The 16,785-nt window shown below is 67.3% G+C and carries 18 protein-coding genes; 12 read left to right on the top strand and 6 right to left on the bottom strand.

Going from position 1 to position 16,785, the window contains the following annotated elements; all coding sequences use genetic code 11:
• Window positions 1-45: 45 nt before the first annotated feature.
• The 3 genes from ACOZ4N_RS17215 to ACOZ4N_RS17205 all read right to left on the bottom strand — a co-directional run bounded on the left by ACOZ4N_RS17215 (window position 46) and on the right by ACOZ4N_RS17205 (window position 2,602).
• The gene (locus ACOZ4N_RS17215; RefSeq protein ID WP_424017590.1) at window positions 46-432 is read right to left on the bottom strand and encodes a hypothetical protein; all 387 of its coding nucleotides are present in this window, start codon (window positions 430-432) and stop codon (window positions 46-48) included.
• An 84-nt stretch (window positions 433-516) separates the two neighbouring features.
• Window positions 517-903, bottom strand: coding sequence for a hypothetical protein (locus tag ACOZ4N_RS17210; protein ID WP_424017589.1), 387 nt, complete (start codon window positions 901-903; stop codon window positions 517-519).
• 70 nt (window positions 904-973) lie between these two features.
• Window positions 974-2,602, bottom strand: coding sequence for a methyl-accepting chemotaxis protein (locus tag ACOZ4N_RS17205; RefSeq protein WP_424017588.1), 1,629 nt, complete (start codon window positions 2,600-2,602; stop codon window positions 974-976).
• A gap of 139 nt (window positions 2,603-2,741) precedes the next feature.
• On the opposite strand from ACOZ4N_RS17205, the gene ACOZ4N_RS17200 reads away from it, so the two are divergent.
• The 8 genes from ACOZ4N_RS17200 to ACOZ4N_RS17165 all read left to right on the top strand — a co-directional run bounded on the left by ACOZ4N_RS17200 (window position 2,742) and on the right by ACOZ4N_RS17165 (window position 11,084).
• Window positions 2,742-4,751 (top strand): NAD-binding protein, encoded by a 2,010-nt coding sequence (locus ACOZ4N_RS17200; RefSeq protein WP_424017587.1) that lies wholly within the window; start codon window positions 2,742-2,744, stop codon window positions 4,749-4,751.
• Between the two features lie 182 nt (window positions 4,752-4,933).
• Complete coding sequence (locus ACOZ4N_RS17195; protein ID WP_424017586.1) at window positions 4,934-5,092, top strand: DUF7331 family protein; 159 nt, start codon at window positions 4,934-4,936, stop codon at window positions 5,090-5,092.
• Between the two features lie 69 nt (window positions 5,093-5,161).
• On the top strand, window positions 5,162-6,745 hold the full coding sequence (locus tag ACOZ4N_RS17190; RefSeq protein WP_424017585.1) for a hypothetical protein: 1,584 nt from the start codon (window positions 5,162-5,164) through the stop codon (window positions 6,743-6,745).
• Window positions 6,746-6,776: 31 nt separating this feature from the next.
• The gene (locus ACOZ4N_RS17185) at window positions 6,777-7,784 is read left to right on the top strand and encodes a TIGR04024 family LLM class F420-dependent oxidoreductase (protein WP_424017584.1); all 1,008 of its coding nucleotides are present in this window, start codon (window positions 6,777-6,779) and stop codon (window positions 7,782-7,784) included.
• A 121-nt stretch (window positions 7,785-7,905) separates the two neighbouring features.
• Entirely contained in the window at window positions 7,906-9,591 is a 1,686-nt protein-coding gene (locus tag ACOZ4N_RS17180) for an aldehyde ferredoxin oxidoreductase C-terminal domain-containing protein (protein ID WP_424017583.1), read from the top strand.
• The gene (locus ACOZ4N_RS17175) at window positions 9,569-9,769 is read left to right on the top strand and encodes a hypothetical protein (protein WP_424017582.1); all 201 of its coding nucleotides are present in this window, start codon (window positions 9,569-9,571) and stop codon (window positions 9,767-9,769) included. Before ACOZ4N_RS17180 ends, ACOZ4N_RS17175 begins: the two co-directional genes overlap by 23 nt.
• A gap of 30 nt (window positions 9,770-9,799) precedes the next feature.
• Window positions 9,800-9,946 (top strand): hypothetical protein, encoded by a 147-nt coding sequence (locus ACOZ4N_RS17170; protein ID WP_424017581.1) that lies wholly within the window; start codon window positions 9,800-9,802, stop codon window positions 9,944-9,946.
• A 100-nt stretch (window positions 9,947-10,046) separates the two neighbouring features.
• On the top strand, window positions 10,047-11,084 hold the full coding sequence (locus ACOZ4N_RS17165; RefSeq protein ID WP_424017580.1) for a DUF4352 domain-containing protein: 1,038 nt from the start codon (window positions 10,047-10,049) through the stop codon (window positions 11,082-11,084).
• Here the strand turns inward: ACOZ4N_RS17165 and ACOZ4N_RS17160 are convergent, their stop codons facing one another.
• Complete coding sequence (locus ACOZ4N_RS17160; RefSeq protein WP_424017579.1) at window positions 11,085-11,546, bottom strand: PaaI family thioesterase; 462 nt, start codon at window positions 11,544-11,546, stop codon at window positions 11,085-11,087. It lies immediately after the preceding gene.
• A gap of 204 nt (window positions 11,547-11,750) precedes the next feature.
• On the opposite strand from ACOZ4N_RS17160, the gene ACOZ4N_RS17155 reads away from it, so the two are divergent.
• Together ACOZ4N_RS17155 and ACOZ4N_RS17150 are read left to right on the top strand one after the other, a co-directional pair.
• Window positions 11,751-12,413, top strand: a complete 663-nt coding sequence (locus ACOZ4N_RS17155; protein ID WP_424017578.1) for a helix-turn-helix domain-containing protein — start codon at window positions 11,751-11,753, stop codon at window positions 12,411-12,413.
• A 71-nt stretch (window positions 12,414-12,484) separates the two neighbouring features.
• Window positions 12,485-13,399 (top strand): hypothetical protein, encoded by a 915-nt coding sequence (locus ACOZ4N_RS17150; protein WP_424017577.1) that lies wholly within the window; start codon window positions 12,485-12,487, stop codon window positions 13,397-13,399.
• Here the strand turns inward: ACOZ4N_RS17150 and ACOZ4N_RS17145 are convergent, their stop codons facing one another.
• Window positions 13,400-13,558 carry a hypothetical protein gene (locus ACOZ4N_RS17145; protein WP_424017576.1) on the bottom strand — a complete coding sequence of 53 codons (159 nt, stop codon included), beginning with the start codon at window positions 13,556-13,558 and terminating at the stop codon, window positions 13,400-13,402.
• A 331-nt stretch (window positions 13,559-13,889) separates the two neighbouring features.
• The gene (locus tag ACOZ4N_RS17140; RefSeq protein WP_424017575.1) at window positions 13,890-15,176 is read right to left on the bottom strand and encodes an NUDIX domain-containing protein; all 1,287 of its coding nucleotides are present in this window, start codon (window positions 15,174-15,176) and stop codon (window positions 13,890-13,892) included.
• A 77-nt stretch (window positions 15,177-15,253) separates the two neighbouring features.
• Between ACOZ4N_RS17140 and ACOZ4N_RS17135 the strand changes: the two genes are divergently transcribed.
• Window positions 15,254-15,751: a metallophosphoesterase family protein gene (locus tag ACOZ4N_RS17135; RefSeq protein ID WP_424017574.1), complete on the top strand. Its 498-nt coding sequence runs from the start codon at window positions 15,254-15,256 to the stop codon at window positions 15,749-15,751.
• 347 nt (window positions 15,752-16,098) lie between these two features.
• Window positions 16,099-16,767 (top strand): hypothetical protein, encoded by a 669-nt coding sequence (locus tag ACOZ4N_RS17130; RefSeq protein ID WP_424017573.1) that lies wholly within the window; start codon window positions 16,099-16,101, stop codon window positions 16,765-16,767.
• The last annotated feature ends 18 nt before the right edge of the window (window positions 16,768-16,785 follow it).

The raw sequence follows: 16,785 nt of genomic DNA, 5'->3' as shown, positions 1-16,785 counted from the left end.
TTACCGCACGGTTTTCACGGTTGATAGCCAGGCAGGAACGATCCGTCACTGCGAGGCCGCCCGCTTGTCGAGCAATTTCTCGGCCTGCTCGACGGTATCGGCCACGGCGACGGCGTACTCCTCTTCGTCCTCGCCGACGCGCTCGAAGTGCATCTGACCCGTCGCCGACCCCTCGCCCATCACGCGGACGGCCGCCGCCGCACCGTTCTCCCGGACGGCCTTCTTGCCCTCCTCGATGTACTTGACCGCCTCCTGGTCGCCCGGCATGAACTCCGAGATGTCGGTGATGACCTCGAATCCCGGATCGAGTCGTTCGGCCGCCGCCTTGACCGCCTCCGAGGACTCCTTGGCCATCTCCGGATCGTGACTCCCGACGAGTTCGATGTACAGTCGGTTCTGTGCTTCGTCTACGTCGACACTCCAGTCCGCCATACTTCAGGTTTGTTACCAATCCACAATAAGAGTTGTCGGCTGGTTTTCACGGTTGATAGCCGGGGCGCTCGCGGTCGAACCGTGTTACTGCGAGGCCGCCCGCTTGTCGAGCAGTTTCTCGGCCTCCTCGACGGTGTCTGCCATGGCGACGGCGTACTCCTCTTCGTCCTCGCCGACGCGCTCGAAGTGCATCTGACCCGTCGTCGAGCCCTCGCCCATCACGCGGACGGCGGCGGACGCCCCCGCCTCGCGAACGACCTGTTTGCCCTCCTCGATGTACTTGACGGCGTCCTGATCGCCCGGGACGAACTCCGAGAGGTCCGTGATCACCTCGAACCCCGGATCGAGTCGCTGGACCGCTTCCTTGGTCGCCTCGTTGGCCTTCTTCGCCTCCTCGGGGCCGAAATGGCCACCCAGGTCGAGGTACAGTCGGTTCTCTGCTTCGTCCACGTCGACACTCCAGTCCGCCATGTCGTGAACTGTTCTCACGGACCACGATCAATATTTGCCACCAGTTATCAAAGTTTAGAACAGACGGGTCTCAGGTTCCGTCGTGAACCTGCGCGTCGTCCCAGGACAGTTCGTCGTCACCGTCGTCGTCGCCACCGTCGGTGTCCTGGTCCGCACCGTCGTGGACTTTCGCGTCGTCCCAGGACAGCTCGTCGTCACCGTCGTCGCTCTCGTCGTCCCCACCGTCGTGGACTTGCGCGTCGTCCCAGGACAGTTCGTCGTCACCGTCGTCGCTCTCGTCCTCGTAGCCCGCCAGCAGGTCCCGGAGGGTGTTGGCCTGGTCTGCCAGCCGGTCCATCTGGACGGCCACTTCCGAGAGCATCGTGGTCTGGGTGCCGGTCGCCTTGGAGACGTCTTCGACCTCGGCGGCGGTCTCCTCGCTCAACTCGGCCACGTCCTCGACCATCGCGACGACCTCCTCGGTACTCGCTGCCTGCTCGTCGCTGGCGTCGTTGATCGACTGGACGCCGTCGTTGGCCTCCTCGACGCGGTCGGCGATCTCGTCGAGCGCCGAGAGGGCGTCCTCGACCGTCTCGGTCCCCGTCGAGACGCGGTCGCCCATCTCCCGAACCTCGTCGACGGCCTCGCCCGTCTCCTCTTGCACGTCCTCGATCATGTCGCTGATCTCCTCGGTCGCCTGGCCCGCCTCCTCGGCCAGCTGTTTGACCTCGTCGGCGACGACGGCGAACCCCTCGCCGGCCTCGCCCGCGCGGGCGGCCTCGATTGATGCGTTCAGCGCCAGGATCGAGGTCTGGTCGGCGATGTCGTCGATGACCTCGACGACGCCGCTGATGTCCTCGATCCGGGATTCGAGCGAGGACACCTGATCGATGGTGGTGTCGGCGTGGGACTCGATGTCGTGCATCTCGTCGAGAGCCTCGGTGGCGGCGTCACGGCCCTCTTTCCCGTGTTCGGCCGCCTCCTGGGAGATGGTCGCGACCTCGTCGGCCGAGGAGGCGATCTCCTCGACCGTCGCCGAGAGGTCCGTCATCTCGTTGGCGACGCGTTCGAGCAGTTCCTCCTGCTCGGCGGCGTTCTCGGTGATCTCGTCCATCGAGGAGTCCACGTCCTCGCTGGCGTCCCTGACCTCCCGGGTCGCGGCGCTCATCTCCTCGGTCTTGTCGTCGACCTCGTCGGCGAACTCGTCGAGGTCGTCGACCGTCTCCGAGAGGTCGGCGAGCAGTTCGTTGAACGCGGTCGCGGCCTCGGCCATGGCCTCGTTCTCGCGGTCGGTGTCGAGGCGCTGGCCCAGATCGCCGTCGGCCGCCGCCTGCATCGCGTCCCGGAACTCCCGTGCCGTCGCTTCGAGCGGTGCCGTTGCGGCCTGTGCGCCCCCGTCCGCCGCGACCGACTCGGGTTCCTCCTCGGCAGATTCCGTTTCGGCTCCGCCCGCGTCGGCATCGTCCTCACTGGGTTCTGTTTCGACCCCGCCAGCGTCGGGTTCGCCCTCGCCGGGTTCGGTCGCCGCGTCTCCGTCCTCCGGCGCTGTCAGTACCGACTCGTCGCTCTCGGCCGCCTGTCCGTCCGTCTCCGTTTCCGGATCCCGTTCCGCCGTCTCCGCGCGTCCCGTCGCTCCGTCGGTCGCCCGCCCACCGTCCGGGTCGCCGGATTCGGACGTGACCGACCGGAGGAGCGCCGAGACACGGCTCGCGAGGCTCATTATCGTGTTTTGATACAGAACGGCATAAATAGGTGCGGGTGAAATTATCGTCGCCGATACTGTGGCTCTCGCGGGGCGGGACGGCGGTTTCGGCGGCGGTGAGTGAGTGCGTTTAAGCCCCGTGCGTTCGTCGCCCCGGGTGCATGGAGGGTTGGACGTGGCCGCCGGCGAGATAATTCCGCTGGTCGCCGCTATCATCGGGCTCGGCGTGGGTGCGCAGTTACTCGCGGCCCGGTTTCAGGTCCCGAGTATCATCTTTCTCATCTCCGCGGGCCTGATACTCGGGCCGCTGTCGGGACTGCTGTTCGGGAGCCGGATCCTCTCGGCGGCGACGTTCGGCACGGAGGCGCTCCCGGCCATCGTCGGCCTCTCGGTCGCCATCATCGTCTTCGAGGGGGCCTTCCACCTCCGGATCGACCGCATCAAGGAGGCTCCCGCGGCGACACTCCGACTCGTCACGGTCGGGGCCGCCATCGCCCTCGTCGGAACCGCCGTGACGATCAGGTACGCGCTGGGCCAGCCGTGGGACCTCTCCTTCCTGATCGGCGCGCTGCTGGTCGCGACCGGCCCGACGGTCGTCACCCCGATCCTGCAGGTCGTGCCGGTCCGGGACCGGGTGGCCGCCGCACTCGAAACCGAGGGGATCATCAACGACGTGTCGGCGGCGATCATCGCCGTCGTCATCTTCGAGGTCATCATCCTCGGGGACCAGGCCGGGGTCGCCTTCCTCCGGGATTTCGCCTCCCGGCTGGGGATCGGCCTCCTGGTGGGGCTGGTCGTCGCAGTGATCGTCTACTACCTGCTCCGGTACGTCGACCTCTCCCCCGGCAACGCGCCCCGAAACGCCCGGTTGCTCACCTTCGCGGGCGCACTGGTCGCCTTTGCGGCCGCGGACACCATCGCCAGCGAGGCCGGCGTCGCCGCGGTCGCCACCGCCGGCCTGGTGCTGGGCAACCTCGACGTGCCCTACGAGGACGAGATCGAGGCGTTCAAAGGCGACGTGACGCTGATCGTCCTCTCGTTCGTCTTTATCGCGCTGGCCGCACTCCTGCAGATCGAGGATCTGATCCGACTCGGGCTGGCGGGACTGGTCGTGGTCGCGGCGGTCATCTTCCTGATCCGGCCCCTGCTGGTGTTCGTCTCGGCCCGGGGCGACCGGTTCACGCGCTCGGAGAAACTGTTCATCAGCTTCGTGGGCCCGCGCGGGATCATCCCGGCGTCGGTCGCGACGCTCTTTGCCGTCGAACTGCAGAGCCACGCCAGCGAACTCCGAGCGGAGGCGGCCGAACTGGTCGGCGGCGGGGTGTCTGCCGGGACGGTCTGTGGCCCCGCAGTGACGGGCGAGGCGGCACAGCTCTGTGCCGAAGCGGCGACGTTCAGTAGTCAGGCACAGATCCTGGTCGGGACGGTCTTTCTTGTCATCTTCGCGACGGTCGCCATCGAAGGCGGCTTCGCGCGCTACATCGCGGAATACCTGGATGTGATACCAATGCGAGTCATCATCGTCGGCGGCGGTCAGGTCGGCCGTGCGCTGGCCGAACGGCTCGAGGATCGCGGCGAGAACGTCGTGATCGTCGAGGAGGACGAAGAGGCAATCGAACGCGCCCGCAACGAGGGCTACTCCGTGGTCTGGGGCGACGGCACCGACACCGACGTACTCCGGGAGGCCGGGGCCGCCAACGCCAAGACCGTCGTCGCCGCCACCGGGGACGACGACGCGAACCTACTGATCGCCCAGCTGTCGTCCTCGAAGTTCGACACCAGCCGGGTGATCGCACGCGCGAACAACCCCGACAACGTCGAGGCCTTCGAGGAACTGGGCGTCCGGACCATCTCCTCGGCCATGGCCACCGCGTGGGCGATGGACAACCAGATCGAACGCCCCGCGCTGGCTCACTGGATGACCGACGTGGGCCGCAAAGGCGACGTGCAGGAGGTCGAAGTCTCCCCCGACGGCGAACTCGCGGGCCTGACGGTGAAAGAGATCGGCCCGAAACTGCCCGACACCTGCCTGATCGCCCTCGTGGATCGGGACGGCGAGGTCGAGGTCCCCGGGCCGGACTTCCGCATCGAAGCCGGCGACCGGGTGACCCTCCTCGGCAAGCGCGAGGCCGTCCGGGACGCCATGAAGATGTGCGACCACGAGTAGCGACCGGCGCGCAGTCCCCCGGTTTTACGTCCGTTTCGAGTGCCCGACGACGTTTTACGACGTTTCACGACGTTTCGAACCGGTTCACCGGCAGTTCAGCGACGAACGCGCGTTAAATGGCCTGTAACGAACGATACGGTCTCGGGTTTATACGTGGCTGGGGTGGCAAGAGTGAAGCGAAGATGACCCAGCCTGAAACGGACCCCGCAGACGACCGTGACGAACCGCGGCGCAGATACGGGCAGTTCACCGCGGGCGACGCCCTCGTCGTCTACGACCGCGAGGACACCGCCCGGTGGCTCCAGTCCGAACTCGTCGTCTCGCTGGCCGACATGCGGTGAACGGGTGCCCCGATCTAGACATCCAATAAACACGAAGAACTAACACGTTCTGCAGTCTCGTTCCACCCGATGAGCCGGTGGCGTCCGGAACGAGCAGTCGGGTCGGTCGTGTCCGATCCGCGGCTGTTCGGGTACGCCTGTATGCTGGTCACCGTGGAGACGCTCGTCCTCGTCGCCGCGACGCGCGGACTGGATCTGGGTGGCCTCCCTGGCCCGGCCGAGAGCTGGCGGGTCCCAGCGGTCCTGCTGGGCTGGGCGCTGTTTGCGAGCGTCCCGGCCGCGCTGGTGGCAGAGCAGTTCCGGCAGCAGAGTGTCGACGGGACCCACGAATCCGGGCCGTGCCTGCCGGCACTCCGGCGGACCGTCGCAGCGACGGTCGTCGCCCACCTCGTTCTCGTCGCATGGTGGTTCTCCCTCACCGTAGTGACACTTGTCACCGTGGTCTTGGTCGGCACTGCGGCCGACGTGACGCTCGGCCACGCCTCGCTCGTGATGTGGCGACACGGACTGAAGGCCGTCGCCTGGGTGCCCTTTCTCGGAACCCTCGCCGCGGTTCCCCTCGTTGGATTCGCTGGCCAGTTCGCCCGGACCTGTGACGTTTCGCCGCGTCGAGCCTGGCGCGAGAGCCTCCGATCACGGCTGTCGTCGCGACAACGAACGTTCGCGTACGCGCTGGTACTGTTCTCGGTCCTCTGGCTCCCGCTTCTCCTCGTGGGGCTGGCACTCCTGACTGGGAGCGGGCCGCTGGGCTATCTCGGTGGGGCACTCGTTTTGTTGCTCCCGCGACTGCTCGCAATCTCGCTTCGAGTCACGCAATTCGAAGCAAGGAGGAACGAACGGCAGGACTCCCAGCCGGTGGGAGCGATCCGGGACTGGCTCGCTGGTATCGGGGGCGTGGCCCTGGCCGTCCTCCTCCTGTCGGGAAGCCTCCTCGGCGTCGTTCGCGTGGCCGATGTACACGTGACTGGTGACGAGACGGCAACGGTGGCAGTCGAGGGGAAATCGGCCGACGAACTGATCGTGACCGCCACCGAGACGCTGGATCGCGTCGATCATCGGGTCGTCGTCACCGGTCCCGACGACGACCGGTCGCTCCACCGTTACGACCACGACGACGAGCAGGTGCTGATGGTCCGAAACGGAACCGGACCGGAGGGACGGACCGTCGGCGTGTTCTACGGCGACGAGAACACGTTCGCGTCCTGCTATCAGGAGACGACAGGATTCAACCCGGCTCCCGAGGCCTGCCGGAGTATCGACGTGCAGTCGTTCGACCTCGGGGACGTGACCGGGAACTGGACGGTCGAAACCGGTCCGGGCTACCGACGTATTACCGAGGAGTGGGAACTCCGTCCGCCCGTACTGTCGAATCGAAGTATCGACTGGCGGGTCCAGACCCGTACGGACGAGCGACTGGTGCTCGTCGCGGAGAACCCGTCGGTCCTGCGGTGGACCGAGGGTGCCCGGGTGGTCCTCGACCGCGAGACAGGGTATCTCAGACGACTCGTCACGACCCGACCGGACTCGTTCGTGAACGGGACCGACCGGACCGTCTACCGGTTCCGCGACTACGGCGACGTTGACGTGTCTCGCCCCGTGGACGTGCCCCGGACCGGGCTCGCCAGCCTCTACTGGGACCTCGCCACGTACTGAAGGTTAAGTGCCGACCGGGAGAGTGGCCGGTATGAGCGCACCGACCTGCGACCTCGTGTTGATGAGCCGCGACCACGACAGCGTCGACTCGCTGGCCGACCAGGCCCAGCGCGCCGAGGAGTACGGCTTCAGCCACGTCACGATGGGCGAGACGACCGGCTACAACATCGTGTCCGTCCTCACCGTCCTCGCCGAGCGCACCGACGACATCGGCATCACCGACGACGTGATCTCGCCGTACTCCCGGGCCCCGACCGTGCTGGGCCAGACCGCGCTCACGATGCACGACGTGAGCGACGGCCGGTTCCGCATGAGTCTGGGCACGAGTTCCCCCGCCATCGCCGAGCGCTGGCACGGCCAGGAGTTCGACCGGCCGCTGCGCCGCCTCCGGGAGACCATCGACGTGATCCGGCAGGTGTGCGACGGCGGCGACGTGGACTACGACGGGGAGTTCTACGACCTCGGCGGGATGAGCTACGAAGGGAAGGTGCCGGAGGACCCGCCAGCCATCGACGTGGCGGCGCTGGGCCCCAAGGCCGTCGAACTCGCTGGCCGATTCGCCGACGGGTGGGTCCCCCAACTGTTCACCCTCGACGGCCTCGACGAGCGCATGGACGACCTCCGGCGCGGGGCCGACCTCGGTGATCGGGACCCCGACGAGTTGCGGGTCAGCCCCATCGTGCGCTGCTGTGCGACCGAGGACGGCGACACCGCCCGCACGATGGCCCGCCAGATGATCGCCTTCCTGATCGGCGCGTACGGCCCCTTCTACGGCGACTCCATCGCCGAACAGGGGTACGCCGACGAGGTGGAGGAGATCCGCGCCGCCTGGGAGGACCGGGACACGGCGGCGATGGCCGACGCACTCCCCGACGAGTTGCTCGACGCCGTGGCCGCGGTCGGCACGCCCGAGGAAGTCCGCGAGAAGGTCGAAGCCTTCGCCGCCGTCGACGGCGTCGACGCCGTCCGGGTGGGCTTCGTCTCCGGGATGAGCCAGGACCACAAGGAGACGACGATGGCCGCCGTGACCGAGGACTGATCGACCGGACCGACCGATGTAAGCCAGAAGCAGGATTTCGCTTTCCACACGGAAAGTCGGTTAAAAGCATCCGTGTCCAGTGGCTATTGATTTATTAGGCTGCCAGCCATTGCCACATCCAATGATACACGGGAAGGGTCCACTGCTGACAGTGGACGTGGGAACCCAGGAGACCGAGACGGAGAACATCGACGACGTGCTGGAGTCGTTCATCGGCGGTCGCGGCGTGGGCACGAAACTCGCCCACGAGCGGATTCCGTTCGACGCGGACCCGTTCGGGCCGGAGAACTCGCTGTTTTTCGCCACCGGGCCGCTCCAGACCTCGACGATGAGCTTCACGGGCCGGATGAACTGCACCGGCCTGTCGCCGCTGACCGACGGCCTGCTGTCGAGCAACGCCGGCGGGTTCATGTCCCGGCCGTTCGCGGACACGGGCTACGGTGCCATCGAGATCACCGGCGCGAGCGACGAGTTGGTGGGTGTCCACATCTCCGACGAGGGCGTCACCTTCGAGGCAGTCGATGACCTCGAGGGCGCGACGATCCCCGAGACCATCGAGTACCTGGAGGCGGAGCACGACCTCGGGAACGAGCACGCGGCCATCGCCGGCCCGGCCGGCGAGAACCTCGTGCGGTTCGCCTCGATCATCACCTCCGAGTCCCGCGCGTTCGGCCGCGGCGGCCTCGGCGCGGTGCTGGGCTCGAAGAACGTGAAGTTCCTCACCTTCGACGGCGACTCCCGGCCGGAGATCGAACTCGACGACGAGGTGACACAGGCGATCCACCAGGAGGCCGCGACCTCCGACAGCCCGATGAAAGACGCGGGGACGGTGTCGGTCTCCTCGTTCGCCAACGCCGTGGAGGCCGTCCCGACGAAGTACTTCGAGGAGCTGTCCTACGACAAACTCGAAGACATCGGGTCGTCGGCAGTCATCGACCACAAGTACAAGAAGGGGACCTGCTCGTCGTGTGCGTTCGCGTGCAAGCTCCCCACGAAGGACGAATCGGACGGCTTCACGACCGAAGGCCCCGAGTGGGAGACGGTGATGGCCTTCGGGTCGAACGCGCTGGTCGACAACTTCCGGACGATCATGGAGGCCAACGAACTCTGTGACCGGTACGGGCTCGACACCATCTCCTGTGGGGACACGGTCTCGGCGTACCTCGCCGCGAACGACGAATTCGGCAACGAGGAACTCATGCTGGAACTGGTCGAGAAGATCGCTCGCCGCGAGGAGGAAGGCGACATGCTCGCGGAGGGGATCGACCGCATCCACGACGAACTCGGCGTCGAGAACTGGACGATGAAGGGCATGGAGTTCGCCGCCCACGACGGCCGGACGCTCAACGGGCAGGGCCTCTCCTACGCCACCTCCAACCGCGGGGCCGACCACATGTACTCGGTCGCCTACGACTACGAGTACCCGCTGGTCTCGCCCGCCGAGGCGATGGACAAGGAGGGCGTCGACGGGAAGTCGGAGAAGATCATCGAACTGGAGAACCTGAAAGCCGTCAGGGACAGCGGCGTCCTCTGTCAGTTCTCCTCGTCGTACACCGAGGAGGAACGCTACGAGAAGGTCTTCCAGACCGACTACGAGCAGTTGATGGACGTGGGCAGTCGGATCGTCGAGATGGAGCGGCACTTCCACAACCAGCGCGGGAAGGATCGCAGCGACGACGAGGCGCTGCCCTACGACCTGGACGGGCTCTCGGACGAACTGGACAGCTACTACGAACAGCGCGGCTGGAACGACGACGGGACGGTCCCCGACGAGAACGTCGAAGGTGCCGAAGCCGCTGGGGACTGAGGACGCGACCGGAGGGAGCGTCCTCGAACGAGTGAGCGGCGACGAATGGAGCCGTGAACAGGACGGCGCGACTGTAAGGAGCGCCGTCGAACTGGCGAGCGGGCCAGAGGCCCGCGAGCCTGCTGACGCGACCGGGGCGAGGACGACCGAGGGGAGTCCGCGGACAGTCGAGCGGTGAAACCGCGAGACAGGGAGCGTCCTCGAACGAGTGAGCGGCGACGAATGGAGCCGTGAACAGGACGGCGCGACCGTAAGGAGCGCCGTCGAACTGGCGAGCGGGCCAGAGGCCCGCGAGCCTGCTGACGCGACCGGAGGGAGGACGACCGAAGGGAGTCCGCGGACAGTCGAGCGGTGAAACCGCGAGACAGGGAGCGTCCTCGAACGAGTGAGCGGGCCCTCGTCCTACGGTCCCAGGTCAGGAAGCTTATGCCGGGGGTCGGCGTAGCGCTCCTACCATGACCGACGACCGTCTTTCGCGACGTGCGTTGTTGGGTAGCGGTGTGGCCGCGGGCACGTTCTTGCTCGCCGGTTGTTCCGGCGGTGGCTCGACGACGCCCACGGGACAGTCGACGTTCCCCGGCGGGGCCGTCGGTTCGGGGAGTCCCACCACCGACGACGGTAACACGAACGGCGAGGAACTGGACACCGAACACCCGTCGGTCGTCGTCGGCCAGCGGATTCTACGCGATTCGGTCGGCGTCCTCGTCGAGGGGGCCGCGCGCTACCAGCAACTCGGTGGCCGCGGGGCGGCACCCAGCGGCCGGGAGTACCTCGTCGTGGTGCTGTCGGTCAAGAATCTGGGTGACGACGATCTGGAGATGGAGGACCTGACCGACTTCCGGCTGACCAGCGGCGACGTGACGCGGGAGCGGCTCGATCTGGTCTCACAGACGGGCAGCCAGTTCACCGATGGGTTGCTCGTCCCGGGGGAGACGATCCGGGGGTTCGTCGCCTTCGAGGTCGCGGCCGGGAGCCAGGGCTGGTCGTTCCACTTCGACGTGGACGCCGACGAGACGGAGGTCGAGCGGGTGACGGTCGATCTGGCGGCGGAGCCACAGCAACCCGAGTCCGTGTTCCGACAGTCCTACCGCGTCCCGGTCAACGACGTGGGCGAGAGCGCCAGCGCGGCGGACCTGACGGTGACGGTGACGGACGTGCGAACCGCCGACAGCGTCGGGAACGCCTCGGCCGGCGGGGACCGGGAGTTCGTCCTGCCGACGGTCCGGGTCGACAACGCGAAAGACCGGACGGCCTACCTCGGGCTGACCGGACAGACGCTGTTGACCGGGGGCCGGGGAACGCCCCAGGCCCTCGATCTGGGGGCCCAACAGCAACTCGAGGGCTCGTTCCCGCTGAATCCGAACGTGCCGTCCGGCGAACACGTCGAAGGGGAGATTCCCTACGTCGTCGACGCCGGGGCCAGCCCGCTGTATTTCGCCTTCGATTTCACCTCGAACGGGGCCGAGCAGAAGTCGATCTGGCAGCTCCGCTGATCAGTCGTCGCCGGCGTCCTCGGGGACGTCTTCCGGCGCGTCGTCACCGCTACGGACCCAGGGGGTGCCTTCGCTGTCGCCGCCCGTTTTGTACACGCCACGGGCCGAGGCGACGTGGTGGTCGTCGGCGTCCCAGACCTCGATGTCGGTGACGGCGACGCTCCCGCCCATCCGCATGACCTCCGCTTCGGCGTGGAGGTCGTCGGTCGCGGGCGCGAGGTAGTCCATGCGCATGTCGACGGTGGGAGTCACGTCGTGGGCCAGCGAGATGACGGCCGCGCCGCCGACGGTGTCGGCCAGCGAGTAGGTGACGCCGCCGTGGGCCACGTCGCCGCCCGGGACCGAGGCGAGTTCTTCGCGCATCTCGACGCGTCCTTCGGCGTAGCCGTCCTCGGCCTCGGTCAACTCGATGCCGACGAGGTTCGTAAACGGCATGTACGAGAAGATTTCTGTTACGTCCATACGCCTCCATACAACCACCGCAAAATAAGGGTTCAGAAGCAAAACGACGGGAGTAGATACGCGGTCGGATCCAGATCGCCGCGTCCCGTTAGGGGGGCAGTGCCGAGAGATGATCACGCAACACCTGACATACGACGTTCGACCGCTCGCCGACCACGCAGTAACCGCCCAGGAATCACCGGATCAGACGGGGTGTCACGGCCGATGATGCGCTACTTTACGTTCACGCTCGTCCCGCTTGCCGACCGGTACTTCCACCCGTCGCTGGTCGCTGCGCGGGAACACCCCGACATCACGCTCGAACAGATGAAGTACATCAACCTGTTCGAGGACGATACCGGCGTCGTCCTGCTGGGGGGCCGTGGCGATCGGGAGGCCGCCGCGGAGGTCCTGGACTCCGTCGAAGACGTTATCGACTGGGAGCTGATCCCCGGCAACGACGAGGACGGCTACTACGCCTACATCCACTTCGAGGGGCGCGAACCGGCGGTCGGCCTGCTGAAACTGCTCGACGAGTACCGTCTCGTGCTGGAGCTCCCACTGCGGTTCACCAGCGAGGGGTACCTCCGCGTGACCGTCATCGGGAGCGACGAGAACATCCAGCAGGCGCTCCGGAACGTCCCCGAGACCATCGACGCCCAGGCCACCCAGATGGGCGAGTACAACCCCGACGACGAGCGCGCCATCGCCGGCCTCACCGAGCGCCAGCGCGAGGTCCTGGAGGCGGCCGTCGAGATGGGCTACTACGAGGTCCCGCGACAGGCCACCTACGAGGAGATCGCCGAGGCCTGTGACTGCACCGTCGGGACCGTCGGCGAACACCTCAACCGCATCGAGTCACAGATCATCCACGCCGCGATGGACTGAGCCGGCAGTTCCCGCCGCTTTTCTAGAAGCGTAGTACGAGTGATTATAACCCGTACCGGAGTCGAGAGCGTATGGGATCTGACGATACCCGACGCAGTCTGTTGCGGCGACGAAGTGTTCTCGCGGGCCTCGGTGGGCTCGCACTGACAAGCGGTGTCGCGGGGGCGACTCCCGGACAGGGACGAAACCGAGGTGGTCGAGGGTCGGGGTTCCCGCCGGCGGGAATCACCACATGGGCGACCGACGAGGACGGCGACCGGTACACGGCGTCGGTCGGCGACGGCGAACTCTCGACGTTCGCGTCGGTCACCCCCTCGGGACGGCCGAAGTACCTCGGCGTCCACCTGACGCGGGACGCGCTCTCGGGCCTGCCGTCGGCGGCCGAACTCGAAGCGAGCGGCGAGGGACTGACCGTCCACGGCGCACAGTCCGAGGAGTTTTTCGTGCCGTTCCCCGAGGCCGCGCCCGATCCGTTCACCTTCCTCGGATTCTACTGGAACCCGGAGGGCCACGTGCCGCCGGGAGTCTACGACCTGCCCCACTTCGACGTGCACTTTCACTTCCAGCCCGAGTCGGTCGTGGAAGCGATCCAGCCGGGGACCCCCGAGTACCCGATTCCCGACGCCCGGCTGCCCGAGGGGTACGTCCGCCTGGCCAACCCGGCCGGCGAGTTCGACACCGTGATCCACATGGGCGAACACCTCGGCGATCCGACGGCGCCGGAGCTGAACGGCGAGACGTTCGAGAACACGCTGATCTGGGGTGCCCACGACGTGGACGACGACGGCGTGGGTGAACTCACGTTCGTCGAGCCGATGGTGACCGTCGACTACCTGTCGTCGCTCGGCGGCGTGGATCGGCGAACCATCGCCCAGCCCACGGTCTATCCACAGGACGGCTGGTATCCGACGAGCTACACCGTTCGCGACCTGGGCGCGGACGGCGTCGCGGTCGTGCTGGAGAAGTTCCGGCGGCAGTCGGCCTGATCAGCCGACGAGGCCGGCCCAGTCGCAGTCGGTGCAGGCGAGCAGGCCCTGCCCGTCGACGACGGTCGCGTCGCAGGTCGGGCAGGACGTGACGTGTGTCGACACTGTCTCGTGGTCGCTCCCGAATCGCTCCTCCGGTGTCGGTTTGTGCTGTAGCATGGTTCACTCCGGTCGGGCGGTCGCGCTCGCGGGTGCCCAGATCGCCGGCCGTGACACGCACCCGGTCGCGTCCCTCCCCTCACGCGAGCCGCCTGGCCGTGCGGTTAATTACGACCACTCCCTATATAGAGATAGCCCCTTTTACGTGCGAAATCGCCGGACGGGGTGGGGGCGACAGTAGCACCTTATACACATATCAATGCGAGCGCGATCCGCGGCCGTCGCCGGGCGCGTCGGAACGGGCGGCTCGGAGAAAATCTCTCGTCACACGGGGCTCGGAGGGGGTAACCCTTCGTCACTGCCGCCCGGGCGTGACTACCCGACCCCGCGGCTAAGCCTTTGCGTTCCAGTCGGCGAGGTCGCGGTGCTCGTCCGCGAGCGCGCTCACCTCGTCGGCGTCGAGCAGGCCGTCCTCCGTGACGAGGCCGGCGACGAGATCGGGCGGTGTCACGTCGAACAGCGGGGCCGCGACCGAGAGGGCCGCGTCCCCGTCGTAGACCGTCGCCGGATCGACGGTTTCGAGATGGGGGCTGGAGTCGGGACTGATCTTGTCCCGGGCCGCGACGACGTAGAGGGGCACGTCCTCGCGTGCGGCGGCGAGTGCGAGCGCGCGGGTGCCGACCTTGTTCACCACGCGCCCGTCGGCGAGGACGGTGTCGGCCCCGACCAGCGCGGCGTCGTAGTCCCCGTTGGCCAGGAGCCAGGGGAGCGCCGCGTCCGGGGCCAGCGTCACGTCGTCGCCGGTCTCGACCCGCCGCTCGGCGACACCGACCCCCTCCCCGCCGGGCCGGGATTCGGCGATCAGCAGGCGTTCGGGATCGGCCGACGACAGGGCGCGCTCGACCGTGCCCGACCGGGAGAGCGTGACGATGGCGGCACCGGCCACCCGCTCAGCGGCGCGGTCCGCGGCGGCGGCGTCGGCGTCGAGGGCCGTTTCGATTCCTTCGTGGGCAGCATCTTCGACCGCCGTCGGGGTCCGGTCGTCGGCCCCGGACATGGCCCGGTTGACGCGGTTGCGGACGACGGTCATCGACGGCCGCGCGGCCAGCAGGTCGCGGGCGCGGTCGGCGAGGGTGGCCCAGTCGCCGGCGTCGCGCTCGGCGGCAAGGGCGGCGGCGTCCCGGAGGACTTCGAGGGCACGCACGGAGAGATACGCGGCACCGTGGTCGCGGTCGTCGGCGACGGTTTCGACGGTCGGTCGCACCCGGTCGTAGGAGGTCCATAGTTTCGGGACCGTCGGGCGGCGCAGGATCTCGGTGGGCGACACCCACTCGCACTCGGTCGTCTCGTCGTCGAGGGTCACGTCCCGCGACGAACAGTCGAAGACGTACGGATGGACCAGCCAGCGCCGGTCCAGGTCCGCGTCCTCGACGGGAAACGGGTCGCCGCGGCGGACGAGGGTCACGGCGTCGGCCAGGCCCGTCTCCTCGTCGATCTCGCGGCGCGCGGCCGCGTCGGGCGTCGAGTCGGGATCGGTCGCCGCCGCGGAGTCGCGGGCGACGTGGCCGGCGACGCCACCCCACTGGCCGGTGTAGGAACCGACCGCGTCGCTCCGACGCAGGAGCAACACGTCCCCCCGGTTGCGCAGGAAGCAGGTGACGACTGGCGTCTCGTCCATGGTGTCAGTGGGGTCGGCACGGTCAAAAACCCGCGCCCGACGGGACGGTTTTTGTCGGTGTCGCCGCAAGTCGACCCATGGAGGTCGCCATCGTCAGCGACACACACGTTCCCTCCCGAATCGACCGTATCCCCGACTGGGTCCGCGACCGGATGCGGGCGGCGGACCACGTCGTCCACGCCGGGGACTTCGACTCCGCGGACGCACTCGCGACCGTCGAGGACATCGCCAGCGGCCTGACCGCCGTCTCGGGGAACACGGACGTGGGGCTGGGCCTGTCCGCGGTCGAGACCGTGACGCTGGGCGGCGTCGAGTTCGTCGTCACGCACGGGACCGGCAGTCCGGTCGGGTACGAGGAGCGAGTCGCCGGGACGGTCCGGGAACACGCCGGCGACGGCCCGACGGTCGGCGTCGCCGGCCACACGCACAGAGTCCTCGACACGGTGACCGACGGCGTCAGGCTCCTCAACCCCGGGAGCGCCACCGGCGCACCGCCGGCGACACAGGTGACGATGCTGACCGCGACCGTCGATCGGGGAGCCCTCACCGTCAGAGTTCACGAACGTGAGCGGTGATCTTTTCTTACCTTCGTAGGAACAAAACTCCGCAAATAGCGCATGTGAGCCTCTGACAGGGTATTTAATGGAACGCACATTTATGGCACCAGCTAAATAGGGGAAAGAAACGTAGTTATCCGTGTACAGGGAATGTTGGACGCAGTCGGTGGAACGGAGTGGTGTTCGTCTCGCCCGGGGCGACCGTCAGCGTCGACGTGGACCGACCGACGCCGGGGCGACTGGCGACGGGTCGTCACCCCGGGGCCCTGTGGGGGTAGAGACGGTGGATGGACCACGCGAGGAGACTGTCGGCGACACCAGTCCGACATTCCGGTGGCAACCAGCGACATGATGGAGGTAACACAATGAGCGAAGACGACAACTCACCGATCAGCACGATCTTCGAGGTGCAGCGTCGGACAATCGAGACCGGACAGGACGTCATCGAGCAGACGCTCAAGGTCCCGAAGGCGGCCAACGAGTCGCTCCACGGCACCATCGGCGACCAGAAGAAGGCCCAGCAGGACACCGTCAAGTTCGTCCAGGACACCATCGACCAGCTGCTCGACACCGTCGAGTCGGCCACGCCCGAACAGGGCGAGCAGACTGTCGAGGACATCCGCGAGGCCGTCGACGAGGGCTTCGAGGAACTGCTCGACCAGCACGAGCAGGCACTCGACAGCATCGACGAGAGCTACGAGGACACGCTCGAACTCTACGAGGAACAGCTCGACCAGACCCTCGAGATCATCGACAAGCAGTTCGAGGTCCTGATCGACGCCAACGAGACCGTCGAACAGCAGACCATCGACGCCCTCGACGAACTCATCGACCAGTTCGAGGAACTCCAGGACGAGGTCAGCGAACAGGCCGAGGATCTCGGCGGCCGCTTCGAGGAGCAGGCCGAGGAGTTCGAGGAAGCGCTGGGCGACCAGATCGACCGCTACCGTGAGCAGGTCGACGACCTCCAGGAGCAGTTCGAGGAACTGCCCGACGAGGTCAGCGCCGACGACGACGAGACCGCCGAAGCCTGATCGGCGACCACGCGGCAC

This window comes from Halorientalis pallida (genome assembly GCF_049605515.1).
GTDB lineage: Archaea > Halobacteriota > Halobacteria > Halobacteriales > Haloarculaceae > Halorientalis > Halorientalis pallida_A.
This window is presented reverse-complemented; position numbering and strand designations above follow the sequence as displayed.

Bases quoted from the DNA above. Each gene is read 5' to 3' on its own strand.
- ACOZ4N_RS17140 (WP_424017575.1), bottom strand. From the start codon at position 15,176: ATGGACGAGACGCCAGTCGTCACCTGCTTCCTGCGCAACCGGGGGGAC.
- ACOZ4N_RS17215 (WP_424017590.1), bottom strand. From the start codon at position 432: ATGGCGGACTGGAGTGTCGACGTAGACGAAGCACAGAACCGACTGTAC.
- ACOZ4N_RS17180 (WP_424017583.1), top strand. From the start codon at position 7,906: ATGATACACGGGAAGGGTCCACTGCTGACAGTGGACGTGGGAACCCAG.
- ACOZ4N_RS17135 (WP_424017574.1), top strand. From the start codon at position 15,254: ATGGAGGTCGCCATCGTCAGCGACACACACGTTCCCTCCCGAATCGAC.
- ACOZ4N_RS17165 (WP_424017580.1), top strand. From the start codon at position 10,047: ATGACCGACGACCGTCTTTCGCGACGTGCGTTGTTGGGTAGCGGTGTG.
- ACOZ4N_RS17150 (WP_424017577.1), top strand. From the start codon at position 12,485: ATGGGATCTGACGATACCCGACGCAGTCTGTTGCGGCGACGAAGTGTT.
- ACOZ4N_RS17205 (WP_424017588.1), bottom strand. From the start codon at position 2,602: ATGAGCCTCGCGAGCCGTGTCTCGGCGCTCCTCCGGTCGGTCACGTCC.
- ACOZ4N_RS17160 (WP_424017579.1), bottom strand. From the start codon at position 11,546: ATGGACGTAACAGAAATCTTCTCGTACATGCCGTTTACGAACCTCGTC.
- ACOZ4N_RS17185 (WP_424017584.1), top strand. From the start codon at position 6,777: ATGAGCGCACCGACCTGCGACCTCGTGTTGATGAGCCGCGACCACGAC.
- ACOZ4N_RS17155 (WP_424017578.1), top strand. From the start codon at position 11,751: ATGATGCGCTACTTTACGTTCACGCTCGTCCCGCTTGCCGACCGGTAC.
- ACOZ4N_RS17195 (WP_424017586.1), top strand. From the start codon at position 4,934: ATGACCCAGCCTGAAACGGACCCCGCAGACGACCGTGACGAACCGCGG.
- ACOZ4N_RS17130 (WP_424017573.1), top strand. From the start codon at position 16,099: ATGAGCGAAGACGACAACTCACCGATCAGCACGATCTTCGAGGTGCAG.
- ACOZ4N_RS17190 (WP_424017585.1), top strand. From the start codon at position 5,162: ATGAGCCGGTGGCGTCCGGAACGAGCAGTCGGGTCGGTCGTGTCCGAT.
- ACOZ4N_RS17145 (WP_424017576.1), bottom strand. From the start codon at position 13,558: ATGCTACAGCACAAACCGACACCGGAGGAGCGATTCGGGAGCGACCAC.
- ACOZ4N_RS17210 (WP_424017589.1), bottom strand. From the start codon at position 903: ATGGCGGACTGGAGTGTCGACGTGGACGAAGCAGAGAACCGACTGTAC.